The organism is Salinimicrobium flavum (genome assembly GCF_042684505.1).
In the GTDB taxonomy this organism is placed as follows: domain Bacteria; phylum Bacteroidota; class Bacteroidia; order Flavobacteriales; family Flavobacteriaceae; genus Salinimicrobium; species Salinimicrobium flavum.
Genome location: NZ_JBHULT010000010.1, coordinates 139,943 through 157,773 on the forward strand (window position 1 = coordinate 139,943; position 17,831 = coordinate 157,773).

Here is a 17,831-nt window from a genome sequence, read left to right on the forward strand (position 1 = left end):
GAGCTTTCCAGAAACAAGGTCCTGTAAAAAGGTTGCCGGAGGGCTTTTTAAAATTTAATTTCTATATAAATAAAATACATGACTTTAATAAAATCCATTTCAGGAATACGGGGGACCATAGGAGGAAGACCTTCAGAAAACCTCACCCCGATAGACGCCGTAAAATTTGCCGCAGCATATGGCAGCTGGCTAAAGAACAATCACACCGGTGAAGCGACCAAGGTAGTGGTGGGACGTGATGCACGTATTTCAGGATCCATGATTCAGCAGCTGGTGATGAATACCCTTATAGGATTGGGAATCGATGTGATAGATCTTGATCTTTCCACCACCCCAACCGTTGAAGTAGCCGTGCCCATGGAAAAAGCACAGGGAGGCATAATTTTGACCGCCAGCCACAATCCTAAACAATGGAACGCTTTAAAACTCCTTAACGAAAAAGGGGAATTCCTGAGCGGTGCCGAAGGTGCCGAAATTCTCGAAATGGCAGAAAAAGCCGATTTTGATTTTGCTGAAGTTGATTCCCTGGGTACAATTAAACCCGCCATTCATTACATAGACACTCATATTGAGGAAGTGGTCATGCTTCCGCTGGTGGATGTTGAAAAGGTTGCCGCGGCCAACTTTACGGTAGCGGTTGACGGGGTAAATTCTACGGGAGGAATTGCCATTCCGAAGTTATTGAAAAGAATGGGGGTGAATGTGATCGAATTGTATTGTGAGCCTACGGGTCATTTTCCGCATAATCCCGAACCTTTAAAGGAGCATTTAACCGAAATTAGTAATCTCGTAATGGAGAAAAAGGCAGATCTTGGTGTAGTAGTAGACCCTGATGTTGACCGGCTCGCTTTTATTAGTGAGGACGGGGAGATGTTTGGGGAAGAGTATACCCTGGTGGCGTGTGCAGATTATGTTTTAGGTAAAACCCCCGGGAATACCGTGAGTAACCTTTCCTCCTCTAGGGCATTGAGGGACATCACCCAAAAACATGGCGGTACTTATCAGGCCAGTGCGGTAGGAGAGGTGAATGTAGTCCAGTTAATGAAAGATACCAATGCGATCATAGGTGGAGAAGGAAACGGCGGGATCATTTATCCTGAACTTCATTATGGCCGGGACAGTCTGGTGGGAGTGGCTCTTTTCCTTACTTTTTTGGCTGAAAAGAAAATGAAGGTTTCGGAATTAAGAAAATCTTATCCTGCTTATTTCATGAGCAAAAATAAGATAGAGCTTACTCCTGAACTTGATGTAGATAAGATCCTGCAGGAAGTGGAGCAGAAATATTCCGGGGAAGAAGTTTCAACCATAGATGGGGTGAAGATAGATTTTCCCAATCACTGGGTACACCTTAGAAAATCGAATACCGAACCCATCATTAGGATCTATACCGAAGCCCGGTCACAACAGGAAGCCGATGATGTAGCTAAAAAAATGATAGGGGAGATCAAAGAGATCGCTAATCTCTAGGAATAATATGTGCAGAAGGAGAGATGGGAACATTACGGTGTTTCCATCTTTTGTGCGTCCATAAATAATACTCGGGAGTTTTTTTGATCTGGGATTCCAGTTCTTCAAAATATCTGCGGGTAATCTCAAATTCGGTTTCCTCCCTTGCAGCGTAGGTTAGGGTCTTAAAAGTGGCTTCATAGAAACCTCTTTTTACTTTTTCCACGTGAAGGTAGACCACTGCCATATCCAGATCCTTGGCGAGTTTTTCGGTTCCGGTGAAAACAGGAACGGTGATTCCCATGAATTCCGTCCAGGCTTTCGCCCTGCTCATTTTTGGAGATTGATCTGCGATCATCGCGTAAACACCGCGGATCCCTTTTTTCTCATTTTCAGTGATGGTTCTGGTAGCCCTGGTGGTCTGGATTAGGATCCCATCGTAACGGCCCCTGATGTCCTTGGCCAATTGGTCAAAATATTTATTCTTTACCTTTTTGTAGATCCCGAAACCCTTATAGTCTAACCCGTACAACTGTAGCGCATTCATCCATTCATAGCTGGCGTAATGCCCGCAGGCAAGCAGGATGCTTTTATCCATACCTCTAATTTTGTGGATCTCCTCAATATTGGTAAAGGTAAACCGCTTTTTAAGTACTTCATCAGGGATTGAAATGCTCTTGATCATTTCCAGGAACATATCCACCATATGCCTGTAGAACTTTTTTCTAATGCCTTTTATTTCTTCGGAAGATTTTTCAGGAAAGACCAGTTGCAGATTTGCGGTCACTGTTTTTCTACGGTACCCTATTATATGGTAAACAAGGAAGTAAACCATATTAGAGACCTGGTAGAAAAGAGGGAAAGGGAGTATGGAAATGAGCCAAAGTAATGGGTAGGCCAGCCAGAAAACCAAACGCTGCATGCAAAGTCATTTCGGCAAATATATGCTATATTTGGCACTAAACAGGAGCATCTATGGGAGATTTAAGCCTGGTGACTATTTTGATAATAGCCGCCAATGTTATTATTTCATTTAAAGGATTTAAAGACCGGGCATTTTTTGAACGATACAAGTTTAATTCTGCAGCTGTAAAAAGAGGGGAGAAGCTCAGGATACTTTCTTCAGGCTTCCTTCACGTAGATACTTCCCACCTTTTCCTGAACATGCTTACTCTTTATTTCTTTGCAGATGTAGTAATGGAATCCATGGGTAGTCTGGCTTTTATCCTTATCTACCTGGCAAGCCTCCTAATTGGCAACCTGCTTTCCTATTACTTTCATAAAGATGATCATCATTACAATGCGGTAGGAGCCAGTGGGGCTGTCTCGGGGATCATTTATGCAGCGATCCTGTTGTATCCCGATATGAGCCTGTATCTCTTCTTTATTCCTATTCCTATTCCGGCCTATGTTTTTGGGATAGGCTATATGTTGTATTCCATTTACGGAATGAAACGCCAGGTAGGAAATATAGGGCATGATGCCCATTTTGGAGGTGCCGTGGGCGGATATATCCTTACCCTTGTCCTTGCTCCGTGGATTTTTTCCCAGCATTTACTAATGGTAATCTTGCTCGCAATACCAATAGTGCTGTTATTTTTCCTACAAAAATCGGGGAAAATATGATTGTGGCATTGAAGTTGTTAAAATCAAAAACTAAACCATAAATATTATGAAAAAATATATCGCTTTTGTGCTCTTCTTATTTGCTGCTGTTGCATTTGCCCAGGATCAAAATCGAAGTGTTGTCAATGTCAATGGAACAGGTACCGTAACTGTGGTACCAGACAAGGTAGTGATTAGGGCGCGGGTTGAGCACACCGCAAAATCTGCTGCTGCAGCTAAAGCTCAAAACGATAAGGTTGTTGATGAAGTGATCACTTTCTTAAAAGCTCAGGGTATTCCCTCTAAGAATTTTCAAACCGAATATATCAACCTGAATAAGGATTATAACTACAATACAAAAGAGGTGTCCTATTCTGCCAACCAGGCTATTTCCATTCTCCTGGAAGACCTTGACCAATATGAAACTTTAATGAGCGGATTATTGAACTCGGGGCTGAACAGGATAGACGGGATACAGTTCCAATCTTCTAAAAAGAAGGAGCTGGAGTCTGAAGCCCGAAAAAAAGCAGTACTTAATGCCCGGAAAAAAGCGGAAGAATTCGCAACTGCCCTGGGACAGAAAATAGGAAAAGCTCACTCCATTTCAGAGCAGGAGGGGGGAATGTTCCCGCCAATGTACCGTACCATGGAAATGGCTTCAGACAGTGCAGAAAAACAGACCATCGCTCCGGGAGAAATGGAGATCACTGTAAAGGTCAACGTTCAATTTTTGTTGCTGTAGATCAAAAAAGTAAAGCATAAAAAAAGTGCCTTTTTCGAGGCACTTTTTTTATGCTTTACTGCTAAAGTTAATCCAGTAATTCAGATACTTTTTCGCCTAAAGCTTTTCCTCTAAGATCCTTTCCAATAATATTGCCATCCTTGTCAAGTAGGAAGGCCGCAGGAATAGCTCTCACTCCATAGTCGCCGGCAATTGGATCCTGCCAGAACTTAAGGTTGGAAACGTGATTCCAGTCACCCAGTTTATCGTCTTCTATGGCTTTAATCCAGGCCTCTTTTTGACCGGGACGGTCCAGGGATACCTGGATAATATTGAAACCTTTATCGTGATACTTCTTATAAACCTCCACAATATTGGGGTTTTCAACCCTACAAGGCTTACACCAGGAAGCCCAGAAATCAACCAGGGTAACTTCTCCAAGAACATCCTTGAGTGCCAGTTCATCTCCTTGGGGGGTTGGGGCACTAAATTCTGGAGCTTTACTGCCTATATCTGTACGGCTTAGTTTTTTCAGATTCTGATCAAGCGTACCTGCCAGGGTAGTTTGTTTGATCTCGGGGGAAAGCTGGTCAAACATCTTTCTAAGTTCCGCAGAAGTATACATCTGTGTGTTGATCATATCCTGTAATACCATAACCGAAACAATGGAACCCGGATTATTCTCTACCAGCTTCATCTTGTTTTCCTTATCGGTATTTGAAATTTCTTCCTGATCTTTTTGCAAAGATTGAAGTTTCTCATGATCTTGAGTCGAAAATGCGTTCTGCATAGCAGATCTGGTTTCGCTCATTTTCCGGTTGGTTTCCTTTATCTGCCCAAGATAATTGTAAAGGATCTCGTTATCTTTTCCTCCGGTTACCGTAGAAGCATGCAAGCTGTCAGGATGCAGGGTGAAAGTAATAGGGGTATTATCGGCTATGTATAAGACACTGCCGCGTTTTCCTTCCATGGTGAGAAAACTTATGGTGGGTTTATCCTTTTCAGGAAGGTCCACTTCAAATTTTCCATCAACAACAGTTACAGTATCCATTGGAATGGTTTGGGTGTTGCTGTCATTAAGTTCAGATATAACGACCTTTTGACCTTCGGTAGCATTTTCTACTGTACCGCTAAGGTAGTACCCTTCTTCTTTGTCCTCTTCACAGGAAGCAAAAACGGCCAGTACACCAAGCATTAAAATTTTACGCATAATTATTCATTTTGTGCAAAAATAAGGAACTTGGAATAGCAGGCGTGCATATTCTTTTAAATTATTGTTAATCTAAGGCCCGGAAAGGTGCCAGGGAGAGAAAATAAGTATTTTTAACACATGAAGAAGCAAAAAGATTTTCCACTTGATATCAGGATAAGTTTTCACAAGATCGTTCAACAGTACAGGAAACAACTGGAAAAAGAAACCAGCACCCTCTCAAAGGAATACATTGAAAAAATGCTGGACTATGTTACTTCATTTCCCGCCCTGACAGAAGGACTGGAAAATACAGAGGATCTTATGAGATTTAAAGACCCTATCCAGATCCTTATGAAAGATCTCTTTCCAGAGATCCTCTCCGATAATCAGATAAAAGCTGTTTCTATACCATTTCACAGCGTGATCTTCAACTCCACCAACAAATTTAGAAGGATACTGGACCAGGCGGGACAGGATTTTACTTTGTCTATGCGCAACCTTAACGAAGACCTGGATTATATTTTTGGTTGCATCATGATCCTGAATACACACTATAAATTCGATATTGATTTCTCCCGGCCTTTATTCTATGATATTCCCGATGAAAGCGGAATTTTAAGACATTACAGAATTGATCTCAATTCAGATTTTGCAGACATTGAAAAAACAGAGCGTAGTATTGAGATCAGGGAAGAGGATGTTGATTTGCTACTTCAGAATATTGAAAACATAGAACTGTGGAAAGAAAAATTCCCTCCCAAGAGCTGGATCTTTAAAGGTTTTACCATCATTTCCCTTACAGATGTTACGGTTGAAGATGCCATCTCAGACCTTAAGACTACCCTTTTGCAGCGTAACGTCTCAGGAAAAGAGGAGATCGAAAAATTTGAGGAGATCTTCAAATCTATTTATAAGATCCCCGATCTGCGGGTGGGGTTCACCATCTTTAATGAACAGGAAACCTGTTTTGAAAAACTTGGTGGGCATGGAGCCCCCAGTTTTATATTAAACTCTGAAGAAGAAAATGACTGCAGGGCTGCCATGGGAGATGTTGCTTTTGAAAATCTTGTGAAAGAACATAATTATTTCACTATTGCCAATGTGGAAAATTATGCCAGGAAAACTTCTCATAATCTTCTTTCTGAAAATCTGGAAGCAAATAAAGTAAAAAGTGCCATTTTAGCGCCCATTGCCAAATATGATAAGTTGCTGGGGATCCTCGAACTGGTTTCTTACCGTAAAAACGAGCTTAACAGCGTCAACGCTACAAAGCTGGAAGATATTCTGCCATATATTATCACAGCCGTGGAGCGCAATAAATCTGAATTTGAGAACAGGATCAAAGCCGTGATCCAGAGCGAATGTACTTCCATTCATCCCAGTGTTTTGTGGATCTTTGAAAAGGAAGCCAAAAAATTCATCAAGGACCTTGATGAGGACGGCCTTGCCTCTTTTAAAGATATCTCCTTCGAGGACGTGTATCCATTATTCGGGCAGATCGATATAATTGCTTCTTCGGAAGCGCGGAATGAAGCCATTCAGCGCGACCTCCTGGACCAGTTAAAGCTTATAAGGGAAATTGTTGTAATTGCCGAAGAAGTCGAACAGCTGAATATTTATGAACAGATAAAGTTCAGGATGACAGAATTTGAAGAAGAGCTTTCTGGATCCCTAAATGCTTCGAGTGAACAAAAGGTTTTCAACCTGCTGCAAAGGGAGATCAACCCTGTGCTTGAGCACATAAAGAAACAAACACCAAAGCTGGAGGAATTGGTGAACGAGTACCGCAAAAAGATAAATACCGAAACTGAGATCATTTATAACCACCGCAAGAACTATGACGAAGCGGTCCAGCAGATCAACAGGACCATGGCGCGTTATATTGACCGGAAACAGGTGGAGGCGCAGAAGATCTATCCGCACTATTTTGAAAGGTACAAAACAGACGGGGTAGAGCATAATATCTATATAGGCGCGGCCCTTTCCAATAAAAAAGTGAAACCTTTTGACGAGGTTTATCTTTATAATCTTAGACTGTGGCAGCTAAGTACCATGTGCGAAATGGAAAACCGTTTTTACCAGATCCAGGTGAATATGCCTCTTAAACTTGAAGCCTCCTCTCTTATCCTGGTCTACAACAGCACACTTTCCATAAGGTACCGTATGGATGAAAAGAAATTCGATGTAGACGGCACCTATAATGCGCGTTACGAGATCATTAAAAAAAGGATAGATAAAGCTTTTATTAAAGATTCTGAAGAACGGATAACGCAAAGAGGGAAAATAGCCATAGTCTATTCCAACAAGGCAGATGAGCGGGAATACCTGCGGTATATAAAATACCTTCAGGCCAAGAATTACCTTGGTTCAAAAGTAGAGCTCCTTGAACTTGAAGATGTGCAGGGGGTTATTGGGCTCAAGGCTATCAGGGTGGAAATACTCTATCACCTGGAGTCTGAAAATTCTGGAGAACAGGTGATTACTTATGAGGATCTCATTGACGAATTAAGCTAGAAAATAGGTGACTATAAAACTTAATACAGAAAGAATGATCCCTATCATAAAAATGGTATAGGTGATACGCAAAAGCCTGTACTTCCTGTCCAGTACTATTCCCAGCATGTACAGGTCTTTGGAAAGGGAATTATAGATGACTTCATGATCGTGAATGATCTCGTTCATTGCCCATTCAAATTGGTCATAGGGCATACGGTGAAAATTTCCGAAGAAAAGCACATTCACATCCCCGTTCTTAACCTGTTCTCTTGTAAACTCACCCGAGGTAACATTGGGTCTTGTTGACATAATGGCTCCTATGATCGAAGCTACACTAAAGACCATTAAAACCAGGGTTGGGATCATAACGCTCTTGTTTTCGGGGGCATCAAGATCAGGGATAAGGTTGGCGATCGCCAAAGAAATAATGATCGCGTTTACCGAGAGCAGAATGTTTGCTTTCGTATCTGCGATATCGCTTAATTTTAAATGGTTGCGCATGGTAACCCTGAAAAGGGTCTGAATTCCGCGGTCAGGGCTTTCATCCTTATACTTTATCTTCAGTCGCGCCTTGGTTTCTTCTTTGGCAAGTTTTGATTTTGCTTTTTTGTCTTTTTTCAGCAGGGAGAGCAGGTTATCCTCTTTTCCAGACTCCCAGTTTTTGCGGGCATAGCTGGTGTAGAACCTATGTTTGGCCGTAAAGAGTTCAATATTTTGCTCTACCCATTCTTGTGCATCATAATTTTTGATGTGCTGGAGGCGTAGTTCCTGTCTCAGGAATTCGCTTACCTCATCAAAATAATCTTTAGCCAAATGGGAGGTATCTGCATCTTTCAGGATCTCTTCGGAAAGATCTTCGGGTTCAACCCCCATTTTGGTCGCCAGGATACACTTACTCACTTTACTGATGAGCTCCTCGTCTGCACCGTTCTTCCGAAGCCATTTTTCAGCGATCTTTACACTTTCCTCCTCATGCCCAACATAGGTCTTTGTGTAGCCGGTATCATGCAGCCACGCGGCCAGCCGTACCGCCTCCTCTTGTTTAACATGAATTTCAGAATTTTCAATAATTTCGTTAGTACTTTTAGCCACCCGTTGAGTATGCCTAAAATTGTGATAGATGAAAGTATTGGGTAATTTATCGCGAAATAATTTCAGTACGAATTCTTCTGCTTTCTCTATAAGAGGTGTCATTCAGTTTCGGTTAGGTTGTATGCCAAATTACAAAAAAATCCCCCCAATAAAATTGTATGAGAAAAAATAACATATTTCTAACACTGGCAGTATTTATAGTCGTTTCTGCGTGTTCAACTTATAATATCCCTCAATATAAGGACGGAGAACCTACGGAGGATTTTGGGTATCCCGTGGATAAAAAAATCGAGAAATCATTTTACCTCCTGGGTGACGGTGGGTATGCTGAACCTGGAGGAAGTTCGCAGGGACTCCTTGCCTTTAAGACCTATTTAGATTCAGTCAAACAGTATGGAAATTATACGCTCTTCCTTGGTGACAATATCTATCCCGACGGATTGGTACAGGAAAACCATCCGCAGCGGGAGATAGGGGAATACCGCCTGGATGCACAGCTGGATGCTGTAGAGAATTATGACGGGAAGATCATTTTTATACCCGGTAACCATGACTGGTACAACGAAGGGATCCCGGGTCTCAAAAGGGAAAAAGATTACATCACCACTACGTTGGAAGATGAAGACACCTTTCATCCTGAACCGGGATGTGCCCTTAAAAGTATTGATGTTTCAGATAATATTCAGTTACTTATAGTGGATTCCCAGTGGTACCTCACCAATTGGGACAATCATCCTACCGTTAATGATGATTGTGAAATAAAGACCAGGGAAGCCCTTTTCATTGAGATCGAGAACGAACTGAAGAATCACCAGAACAAAACAGTTGTTTTTGCCCTTCATCATCCTCTCTACACCAACGGGGTCCATGGGGGCCATTACAGTTTTAATCAACATTTGTACCCTTCACAGAAAAAGATCCCGGTTCCAATCCTGGGGTCCCTGGTCATGATGGTAAGGACGAGTGGCGGGGTATCAATTCAGGATACCCAGAACCTTAGGTATAAGAATATGGTGAAGCGACTGGAAACCATTGCCAAACGCTGGGGAAATATTGTATTTGTTTCGGGGCATGAGCACAGTCTGCAGTATAACGAAAAAGATGGTATCAAGCAGATCGTTTCAGGATCAGGGTCCAAGGCCTCTAATGTGGCCCTGAGAAATACCGGATTATTTGCTATTGAGGGACAGGGCTTTGCCGTACTGGATGTTTTTGAAGACGGCTCCAGCTGGGCAAGTTTCTACGGAAGTTTTGATAACCAGCCCAGATTGCTCTATCAAAAAGAGATTTTTGAGGCACCCCAACCACCGGTTTATGATACACTGCCATCCTCTTTTCCAAATTATGTGGAAACCTCGGTGTATGAATCTGAAGAAACAGATAAGGACGTAGTCTATGAAAGTGTTTGGGGCGACAAGTACAGGGAAGTATATGGCACCAGGATCAAAGCAGAAGTTGCCGATCTTGATACCCTTTTTGGTGGTTTGAAAGTCATTCGTTCCGGTGGAGGTCACCAAACCCGTTCCCTGAGATTGAAGGATAGCCTTGGAAGGGATTATAATCTTAGGGCGGTTAAAAAAAGTGCGGTACAGTTCCTACAAACGGTGGCCTTCAAAGATGCCTCTATCGAGACCGAATTTGAGAATACCCTGGCAGAGGAAGTAATCGAAGATTTTTATACTTCGGCTCACCCTTATGGTTTTCTCACTATTCCCACATTGTCTAAGGCGGCGGGAATTTACCACACGAATCCCAAACTTTATTATGTGCCTAAACAGAAGGCTCTGGGACCTTATAATGACAATTACGGGGATGAACTTTACATGATCGTGGAACGACCGGAAGAGGGTTGGACAGATTATGAATCCTTCGGTTCGCCAGATCATGATATTGAAAGTACGGCGGGGGTTTTCGAACGCCTTAGGCGGGATGAGAAATATAAGTTGGACGAAGAAGCCTATATAAGGGCAAGGGTTTTTGATATGCTGGTGGGAGACTGGGACCGGCACCAGGACCAGTGGCGATGGGCAGAGTTCGAAGATGAAGAAGGGAAACATCATTTTAAGCCCATTCCGCGGGATAGAGACCAGGTGTATTCAAATTTTGACGGAGCATTTTTTGCCACCCTTCGGGGATTGACCGGAATTGCCAATCAATTTTCCAAGTTCAATGAAGACATAAAAGATGTAGCCTGGTTTAATTCAGCCGGGCTGGGCCTTGACAGAAGTCTTTTGCAGAATTCAGGCAGGGAAGAATGGATAGAGCAGGCAAAGTTTCTCCAGGAACATATTACAGACGAAGTGATCGAGGAGGCTTTTTCCAAACTACCTCCCGAAACACAGGGAGGATCTTCAGAAGAGATCAAGAATTTTCTCAAAGCCCGTAGAGGGAACCTGGTGGATATTACTGAAAGATATTATAAGGTTTTTGCGCGGACCTCCATTGTGAGTGCTACAGATAAGGATGATCATGTAGAGGTGGAGCGTATGCCCGAAGGTAAGACCCGGGTAACGATCTACAGGATCAAGGGCGGGGAAAAAGCAGATATCGTGAGCTCCAGGATTTACGACCCAAAGTACACAAAAGAACTCTGGGTATATGGTTTGGATGACGATGACATTTTCGAAGTTTTTGGAGAAGGGGATAATCCTATCCTTACCCGAATTATCGGCGGGCAGAATAATGATATATACAGGATAAGGAACGGGAAAGGAATAAAGATTTACGATTATGAATCCATGCCTAATACAGTGGAAACAAACAATGGGGCAGACTTGAATTTTACAGATAATTATGAGGTAAATGTATTTGATAAAGACAGGAAGATCTATTCAAATACGAGAATTGTACCCGCTATAGGTTATAATCCCGATGATGGCTTCAAAATAGGTATAAGAGGATCTTATTTCACCTATGGGTTTAGACGAAATCCTTTCACGGCTCGCCACACTCTTGGTGCCGGATACTATTTTGCTACAGATGGCTTCGATGTGAACTATTCGGGGGAATTTGCCAATGTAACGGGAAGGTATAACCTTTTGATAGGCGCACATTTTACCAGTCCCACCTTTACCAGGAATTTCTTTGGGTATGGTAATGAAACCTATAATCCTGAAGATGAGCTCGGGTTAGATTACAATAGGGTGCGGTTAAGCCGTATTGGGGGAGAGGTTGGCCTGGTGCGCGACAGTCCCTTCGGAAGTTTCTTTAAATACATGGCCACTTTTGAAGGCGTAAAGGTTGAAGATACCGAAAATCGTTTTGTGACCGAAGATTTTGTACAACCCGTAGAATTCTTTGAAAGAAAATACTTTTTTGGACTTGAGGGAACTTATCGTTATGAAAGTTATGATGATGTTCTTAATCCTACCAACGGGATGAAGTTCGAATTAGTGGTTGGGGGTAAAATGAATACCAATGATGCCAATAAGATCTATGGATATTTGAATCCATACCTCGGATTCTACAGATCCATAGTGAAGAACAGGAAACTGGTTTTGAATCCCCGGCTGCAGGCTGAAGTAAACTTCGGGGATGACTTCCAGTTTTACCAGGCAGCTACATTAGGAGGAAACAACGGACTAAGAGGCTTCAGGCAGCAAAGATTTGCAGGTGAAAGTTCTTTGGCAACCGGGGCAGACCTCAGGTATAGCTTTGACCAGTTCAGGACTTCGTTTCTTCCGTTCCAGATAGGAATATTTACGGGTTACGATGTAGGCCGGGTTTGGCTTGATGGAGAAGAAAGTGGACGTTGGCATGACAGTTATGGCGGTGGCTTCTGGATAACCGGTGCCCAGGCCCTTAGCGGAAGGTTCAATTTCTTTAGTGGCGGGGAAGGCTTACGTTTCAGCTTCAGCTTCGGATTAAATTTTTAAAGGATTTATAATTTCAGACAAATAAAAAAAGCTCCTGAACCAATGTTCAGGAGCTTTTAATTTTAAAGGATCTTTAAAGGCCTATACGGGTTTATGCTGTTCAGAAGTTTTCATCTTCCAAGCGTCAAGCATCCAGCTGGTCTTCTCAAGTTCTCGTATGTAAGCGCCAATCAGGTCAATAGTACCCTCATCATCCCCTTTTTCGGCCACATCTACCACCTTGCGCATTTGCTTTAAAATGGTTCCGTGGTCAGCCAACAGGTTCTTGATCATCTGAGAGTCAGTAATGTCAGATTTCGACTCTTTTAAGTTGGATTTTTCCAGGTATTCACTCATGTTACTGGTGGGCTGGAAACGAAGGGTAAGGATACGCTCGGCTATTTCATCAACTTTGATCTTCGCATCATCATAGAGCTCTTCGAACTTCTCATGTAGATCGAAGAAATTCTTCCCGATCACATTCCAGTGATAGTTGCGTAGTTTTTGGTAATAAAGGTGATAATCTGCAAGCAGGATATTTAGCTCCTGTACTGTATTTGACGTCTTCTTTTCGTCTAATCCTAGATAACTCATAGTTTTTATTTATTGGTTGTTTAAATTCTATATTAAAATACAATAGTTATGATTGAATTCCAAATAATATAGCCTAAGATTTATTCTGAAGTAGGGCGGTTTCTCTTCGCATTCAGTTTCTTCATCATTTCATCGGAAATTTGACCGCTCGAATATCCATAACCGTCAACCAGTACTCCTTTATGTCCACTGGAAGTCGTGATGGCATATAAGATGGAGTTGTCATCTGGATTAGACATTCCTTCAAAGCGATACACGGCATCTACGGTAAATTCGTCATGCCCAAACCGCTCATTCTGAGATTTTAATTCGAGCTGTTCATCCAGGAGATTAAAGTCTTCTCCATAGCCCTCCTCGATCCTTAACATATTAATGGTCTCTGATAATGTTCCTTTTTGTTTCATGGTAATTTATTTCAGGATTTCTGTTTTAAATTACGGCTGAAGCACCCGCTTTCCAAATGCTGCGGACGAATTAGTATAACTTTAACTGTCCTCCTCCCGGTCCTTTTTACTGAAATTAAAAAGCCCGAAGGGAATGACCAGGAAGATGAAAAAATACCAGCCCGTAACGAGTCCTATAATGGTGATTATAGCAGCAATGATCCAAAACCAGTAAGAGCTTAAAAATTTCATTTTTGTAGCAGTTTTTCTATAAAGAACATAATTTATTGAAAAACATGAAATTTTAGGGTGCTTTCTTCGGAAAAATTTTATCAGGCTTTGCTACATTTGTGGCTGACCCGGAATTCCCCATTACATGAAAAACAGGATTACCTTAAAAGAATTAGCCCGGCTGTTGAATGTTTCAGTCTCAACAGTATCAAAAGCATTAAATGATAGTCCGGAGATCAGTCCCAAGACCGTTGAGCGGGTAAAAGAACTGGCTGCTTTGCACAAGTACCGACCCAATCCCACGGCTGTGAACCTGAAGAGCAGTAAGAGTGGCACCATTGGCGTGATCATTCCCAACATTTCCAATTCATTTTTTGCCAATGTACTTTCAGGTATAGAAGCCGAAGCTCAAAAAAAAGGGATCCAGGTGATGACCTATATTTCCAATGAATCCCTGGAACGGGAGAAACAGATTGTGGAGCACCTCACTTCGGGCTTTGTGGATGGTGTACTAATTGCCGTTGCTGAGGAAACCCAACGTCAAAAGAATTATGACCATTTAAAAAGTATTATCGACTACAATATTCCGGTGGTATTGTATGACAGGATAGATCTTGAATTCACGGCAGATAAGGTGGGAATAGATGACAGAAAAGTTTTTTTTGACGCCGCCCAACTTCTGCAGGAAAGGGGAAGGAAGAAGATAGGGATCGCAACTTCTATTCATCATATGGGAGTGGGCAAGGAAAGGATCGCAGGTTACCGGGATGCTTTGGGCAGGGAAAACCCATATTACATCGCCAACTCAGCCAAAATGGATAGTCTCAGGGAGAAGGTCACCAATCTGCTGGTCAATGAAAAAGTTGATGCGATGCTGTGCAGTGATTATTCCAGCACTTTGATGACCTATCGCCTGGCTTACGAACATGGGATAAAGATTCCCTCTCAGTTGCAGGTTATTGGTTTCATCAACGGAAGCCTCGCCGGTTATCTTACCCCTTCGATAAGTTACATAGATCAGGTTCCCGAGGTTATTGGGGCGGGAGCAATGGAAGTCTTATTAAACCGCATCAACGGTAAAATGGAAAAACCAAAGATCAAAAAGATCATAGAAACGGAGTTGATAGAAATGGAGTCAACGAAATAAGGTCCAGAGGCACCTTTAAGAAGATATTAGGAAATAGCATTAAGGTAAATTTTATCTTTGGCACGCTATTAAAAATGACCCAAATTTTAATTAATGACCCACAAACAATCTGAAGTGACAGGTTCTTATAATAACAACGAGTTCCAAGGTAAATTAAGTAATAAAACAGTATTAGTAACCGGTGGAGCCGGATTCATTGGCTCCAATCTTTGTGAAACCTTATTAAGCCTGCAAGTGAAGGTGGTATGTCTTGACAACTTTGCCACCGGGAAACGGGAAAATCTTTCCGCCATAAAAGACCATCCAAATTTTACTTTAATAGAAGGTGATATTCGAAATCTGGAAGATTGCCATAAAGCAGTTGCGGGGGCAGATTTTGTGTTGCACCAGGCAGCCCTTGGCTCTGTTCCCAGGTCAATTAACGATCCTATTACCAGTAATGATGTAAATATTTCCGGATTCCTTAATATGTTGGTGGCTACCCGGGATGCCGGCGTTAAACGCTTTGTATATGCGGCCAGTTCCTCGACCTACGGAGATTCTGAAGCCTTGCCTAAAGTGGAGGATAAAATAGGAAAACCTTTGTCTCCCTATGCGATCACCAAATATGTGAATGAATTGTATGCCGATATCTTCCATACCACTTATGGTGTAGATACTATAGGTCTTCGATATTTCAATGTCTTCGGAAGGAAACAGGATCCGCACGGGGCTTACGCCGCCGTAATTCCCAAGTTCGTCATTCAGTTCATGAATCATGAGAGTCCGGTGATCAACGGGGACGGTACTTACTCCCGGGACTTCACTTACATAGATAACGTGATCCAGATGAACCTGTTGGCTTTGACCACAGAGAATAAAGATGCACTTAATCAGGTTTATAATACTGCAGTAGGAGACAGGACCAATCTTAAGGAGCTAACACAACTCCTTAAAAAATATCTGTCTGAATATGATCCAAAGATCGCTGATGTAGAAGTTAAACACGGACCAAACCGGGCGGGGGATATTCCTCATTCTTTGGCTTCCGTAGATAAAGCAAAGAGATTAATGGGTTATGACCCTCAGTACAAGATCGAAGCAGGATTAAAAGAGGCTGTGGAGTGGTACTGGGATAATTTGAGGTGAAGTTGTGATGAAGTGACGTTGTAAAGAAGAGAAAACTGAAAGAAAATTTTAGGAATAACTGCATCACAAGGTCACTAGGTTACACGGTAACTATAATAAATAGAAGAATTAAAAAATAGATAATGAGTAATACAAAAATAGCCGTAGTAGGCCTTGGTTACGTAGGTCTTCCTTTAGCAAGATTATTTGCGACAAAATATCCGGTGGTAGGATTTGATATCAATAAACGCCGTGTTGAAGAGCTTAGACAAGGTAAAGACACCACTCTCGAAGTGGAGAATGAGGTATTGCAGGAGGTACTTGTAGATGCTCCCTCAAATGGAAATGGTTTGTTCTGCACAGCTGAGTTGGAAGATATTAAAGACTGTAACTACTACGTGATCACGGTACCTACACCCGTTGACAAGAACAACCGCCCTGATCTTACCCCGCTTTACAAGAGTAGTGAATCTGTAGGAAAGGTGTTGAAAAAAGGGGATATCGTGATCTATGAATCCACCGTTTTCCCGGGTGCAACAGAAGATGAATGTGTTCCCGTTCTGGAAAAGACCAGTGGAATGAAATTCAATGAAGATTTCTTTGTGGGCTATTCTCCTGAAAGAATTAATCCGGGAGATAAGGAGCATACGGTAGAAAAGATATTAAAAGTCACTGCAGGATCTACTCCAGAGGTAGGTAAGAAAGTGGATGAACTATATGCTTCCGTAATTACCGCGGGAACTCACCTGGCACCCACTATTAAGGTTGCCGAAGCCGCAAAAGTGATCGAAAATTCTCAGCGTGATATCAATATTGCCTTCGTGAACGAACTGGCCAAGATCTTTAATATGATGGATATCGACACCCAGGATGTGCTGGAAGCTGCGGGCACTAAATGGAATTTCCTTCCATTCAAACCCGGACTGGTGGGTGGACACTGTATTGGGGTAGACCCTTACTACCTGGCTCAAAAAGCCCAGGAAATTGGTTACCATCCCGAGATCATACTTGCCGGGAGGAGGATGAATGACTCTATGGGACAATATGTGGCTGCTGAAGTGGTAAAACTAATGCTGCAAAATGACCAGAAGGTAAAAGGAGCCAATATTCTTGTCCTGGGGATCACCTTTAAAGAGAACTGTCCGGATGTCCGGAACACGAAAGTTGTTGATGTGATCAAAAATCTGAAAGAATACGGAACTAATGTCACCATATATGATCCGCTTGCAGATCCCGATGAAGTTCAACACGAATATGGGCTCACCACTACAAAAGATCTTCCGAAGGAAAAATTCGAAGCTGTAGTTTTAGCGGTAGCTCATAAAGAATTTTTAGACCTGGATCTCGATCAGCTCAAAAATGGGCAGACCGTTGTTTATGATGTGAAGGGTGTACTGGGGGATAGGTGTGATAAAAAGTTGTGAAGCTGTGACGTTGTAATGGAGTGACGATGTGACGTTGTGAGGAAGTTTAACGGAAATCTAGAAACGTTGTGATGTGTTGTTTTACAGTTAAGTTTTGAGGGATGGGTATATTTGAACTATATAACCTTAAAAATTAAACATTATGAAGTCACACAAAGATTTAACCGTTTACAAGACAAGTATTGATTTAGTTATTGATGTTTATCAATCAAGTGGGAGTTTTCCGGATGTTGAAAAATTTGGATTGACGAGTCAGATTAGAAGAGCTGCAGTTTCAATTCCATCTAATATTTCGGAGGGAGCGGCTAGGAACAGTAAAAAGGATTTTATTAGATTTCTTTATATAGCATTGGGCTCCCTGGCGGAAATGGAAACTCAGCTGGAAATAGCTCAGAGGCTGGAATTTATTAAGAGAAATACTGAATTAGAAGAGAAAAAAATATATATCAGAAGGATGATTCTGAAATTAATTAAAAGTTTAAAGGATTAAATTATAAATAGAGTGAGGTAGTAACGTAGTATCGTAAATTCTTTGAAAA

General features: G+C 41.9%; 15 protein-coding genes. 9 read left to right on the forward strand and 6 right to left on the reverse strand.

Features of this window, described 5'->3' with window-relative positions; all coding sequences use genetic code 11:
* Positions 1-78 precede the first annotated feature (78 nt).
* Entirely contained in the window at positions 79-1,467 is a 1,389-nt protein-coding gene (glmM, locus tag ACFSTG_RS11410) for a phosphoglucosamine mutase (protein ID WP_380752756.1), read from the forward strand.
* On the opposite strand, the gene ACFSTG_RS11415 is transcribed toward glmM, so the two are convergent.
* Complete coding sequence (locus tag ACFSTG_RS11415) at positions 1,457-2,368, reverse strand: lysophospholipid acyltransferase family protein (RefSeq protein ID WP_380752759.1); 912 nt, start codon at positions 2,366-2,368, stop codon at positions 1,457-1,459. The genes glmM and ACFSTG_RS11415 overlap by 11 nt on opposite strands.
* 53 nt (positions 2,369-2,421) lie before the next feature.
* On the opposite strand from ACFSTG_RS11415, the gene ACFSTG_RS11420 reads away from it, so the two are divergent.
* A complete protein-coding gene (locus ACFSTG_RS11420; RefSeq protein WP_380752762.1) occupies positions 2,422-3,072 on the forward strand; it encodes a rhomboid family intramembrane serine protease in 651 nt (216 codons plus the stop codon).
* A 46-nt stretch (positions 3,073-3,118) separates the two neighbouring features.
* Positions 3,119-3,793, forward strand: a complete 675-nt coding sequence (locus ACFSTG_RS11425; RefSeq protein ID WP_380752765.1) for an SIMPL domain-containing protein — start codon at positions 3,119-3,121, stop codon at positions 3,791-3,793.
* Positions 3,794-3,860: 67 nt separating this feature from the next.
* On the opposite strand, the gene ACFSTG_RS11430 is transcribed toward ACFSTG_RS11425, so the two are convergent.
* Positions 3,861-4,982 carry a redoxin domain-containing protein gene (locus ACFSTG_RS11430; RefSeq protein WP_380752768.1) on the reverse strand — a complete coding sequence of 374 codons (1,122 nt, stop codon included), beginning with the start codon at positions 4,980-4,982 and terminating at the stop codon, positions 3,861-3,863.
* Positions 4,983-5,102: 120 nt separating this feature from the next.
* Here ACFSTG_RS11430 and ACFSTG_RS11435 point away from each other — a divergent pair, with 120 nt between their 5' ends.
* Entirely contained in the window at positions 5,103-7,478 is a 2,376-nt protein-coding gene (locus tag ACFSTG_RS11435) for a GAF domain-containing protein (protein WP_380752771.1), read from the forward strand.
* Here ACFSTG_RS11435 and ACFSTG_RS11440 read toward each other — a convergent pair.
* Complete coding sequence (locus ACFSTG_RS11440) at positions 7,470-8,654, reverse strand: Pycsar system effector family protein (protein ID WP_380752774.1); 1,185 nt, start codon at positions 8,652-8,654, stop codon at positions 7,470-7,472. The genes ACFSTG_RS11435 and ACFSTG_RS11440 overlap by 9 nt on opposite strands.
* A 56-nt stretch (positions 8,655-8,710) precedes the next feature.
* Here ACFSTG_RS11440 and ACFSTG_RS11445 point away from each other — a divergent pair, with 56 nt between their 5' ends.
* Positions 8,711-12,427 (forward strand): metallophosphoesterase, encoded by a 3,717-nt coding sequence (locus ACFSTG_RS11445; RefSeq protein WP_380752777.1) that lies wholly within the window; start codon positions 8,711-8,713, stop codon positions 12,425-12,427.
* Positions 12,428-12,508: 81 nt separating this feature from the next.
* Here ACFSTG_RS11445 and ACFSTG_RS11450 read toward each other — a convergent pair whose 3' ends face one another.
* From ACFSTG_RS11450 to ACFSTG_RS11460, 3 genes are all read right to left on the reverse strand, one after another.
* Positions 12,509-13,000 (reverse strand): Dps family protein, encoded by a 492-nt coding sequence (locus tag ACFSTG_RS11450; protein WP_380752779.1) that lies wholly within the window; start codon positions 12,998-13,000, stop codon positions 12,509-12,511.
* An 80-nt stretch (positions 13,001-13,080) separates the two neighbouring features.
* Positions 13,081-13,404 (reverse strand): phosphoribosylpyrophosphate synthetase, encoded by a 324-nt coding sequence (locus ACFSTG_RS11455; protein WP_380752781.1) that lies wholly within the window; start codon positions 13,402-13,404, stop codon positions 13,081-13,083.
* An 81-nt stretch (positions 13,405-13,485) separates the two neighbouring features.
* Positions 13,486-13,635 (reverse strand): hypothetical protein, encoded by a 150-nt coding sequence (locus tag ACFSTG_RS11460; protein ID WP_380752783.1) that lies wholly within the window; start codon positions 13,633-13,635, stop codon positions 13,486-13,488.
* A 124-nt stretch (positions 13,636-13,759) separates the two neighbouring features.
* Here ACFSTG_RS11460 and ACFSTG_RS11465 point away from each other — a divergent pair, with 124 nt between their 5' ends.
* The 4 genes from ACFSTG_RS11465 (at position 13,760) to ACFSTG_RS11480 (ending at position 17,782) form a co-directional block, all read left to right on the forward strand.
* Positions 13,760-14,761, forward strand: coding sequence for a LacI family DNA-binding transcriptional regulator (locus ACFSTG_RS11465; protein ID WP_380752786.1), 1,002 nt, complete (start codon positions 13,760-13,762; stop codon positions 14,759-14,761).
* Positions 14,762-14,854: 93 nt separating this feature from the next.
* Positions 14,855-15,889 carry an SDR family oxidoreductase gene (locus ACFSTG_RS11470; RefSeq protein WP_380752788.1) on the forward strand — a complete coding sequence of 345 codons (1,035 nt, stop codon included), beginning with the start codon at positions 14,855-14,857 and terminating at the stop codon, positions 15,887-15,889.
* A gap of 122 nt (positions 15,890-16,011) precedes the next feature.
* Positions 16,012-17,292 (forward strand): nucleotide sugar dehydrogenase, encoded by a 1,281-nt coding sequence (locus tag ACFSTG_RS11475; protein ID WP_380752790.1) that lies wholly within the window; start codon positions 16,012-16,014, stop codon positions 17,290-17,292.
* A 142-nt stretch (positions 17,293-17,434) separates the two neighbouring features.
* Positions 17,435-17,782 carry a four helix bundle protein gene (locus tag ACFSTG_RS11480; RefSeq protein ID WP_380752793.1) on the forward strand — a complete coding sequence of 116 codons (348 nt, stop codon included), beginning with the start codon at positions 17,435-17,437 and terminating at the stop codon, positions 17,780-17,782.
* Positions 17,783-17,831 lie beyond the last annotated feature (49 nt).

Coding starts and splice junctions, on each gene's coding strand:
- glmM (WP_380752756.1), top strand. CDS start 79: ATGACTTTAATAAAATCCATTTCAGGAATACGGGGGACCATAGGAGGA.
- ACFSTG_RS11415 (WP_380752759.1), bottom strand. CDS start 2,368: ATGCAGCGTTTGGTTTTCTGGCTGGCCTACCCATTACTTTGGCTCATT.
- ACFSTG_RS11420 (WP_380752762.1), top strand. CDS start 2,422: ATGGGAGATTTAAGCCTGGTGACTATTTTGATAATAGCCGCCAATGTT.
- ACFSTG_RS11425 (WP_380752765.1), top strand. CDS start 3,119: ATGAAAAAATATATCGCTTTTGTGCTCTTCTTATTTGCTGCTGTTGCA.
- ACFSTG_RS11430 (WP_380752768.1), bottom strand. CDS start 4,982: ATGCGTAAAATTTTAATGCTTGGTGTACTGGCCGTTTTTGCTTCCTGT.
- ACFSTG_RS11435 (WP_380752771.1), top strand. CDS start 5,103: ATGAAGAAGCAAAAAGATTTTCCACTTGATATCAGGATAAGTTTTCAC.
- ACFSTG_RS11440 (WP_380752774.1), bottom strand. CDS start 8,654: ATGACACCTCTTATAGAGAAAGCAGAAGAATTCGTACTGAAATTATTT.
- ACFSTG_RS11445 (WP_380752777.1), top strand. CDS start 8,711: ATGAGAAAAAATAACATATTTCTAACACTGGCAGTATTTATAGTCGTT.
- ACFSTG_RS11450 (WP_380752779.1), bottom strand. CDS start 13,000: ATGAGTTATCTAGGATTAGACGAAAAGAAGACGTCAAATACAGTACAG.
- ACFSTG_RS11455 (WP_380752781.1), bottom strand. CDS start 13,404: ATGAAACAAAAAGGAACATTATCAGAGACCATTAATATGTTAAGGATC.
- ACFSTG_RS11460 (WP_380752783.1), bottom strand. CDS start 13,635: ATGAAATTTTTAAGCTCTTACTGGTTTTGGATCATTGCTGCTATAATC.
- ACFSTG_RS11465 (WP_380752786.1), top strand. CDS start 13,760: ATGAAAAACAGGATTACCTTAAAAGAATTAGCCCGGCTGTTGAATGTT.
- ACFSTG_RS11470 (WP_380752788.1), top strand. CDS start 14,855: ATGACCCACAAACAATCTGAAGTGACAGGTTCTTATAATAACAACGAG.
- ACFSTG_RS11475 (WP_380752790.1), top strand. CDS start 16,012: ATGAGTAATACAAAAATAGCCGTAGTAGGCCTTGGTTACGTAGGTCTT.
- ACFSTG_RS11480 (WP_380752793.1), top strand. CDS start 17,435: ATGAAGTCACACAAAGATTTAACCGTTTACAAGACAAGTATTGATTTA.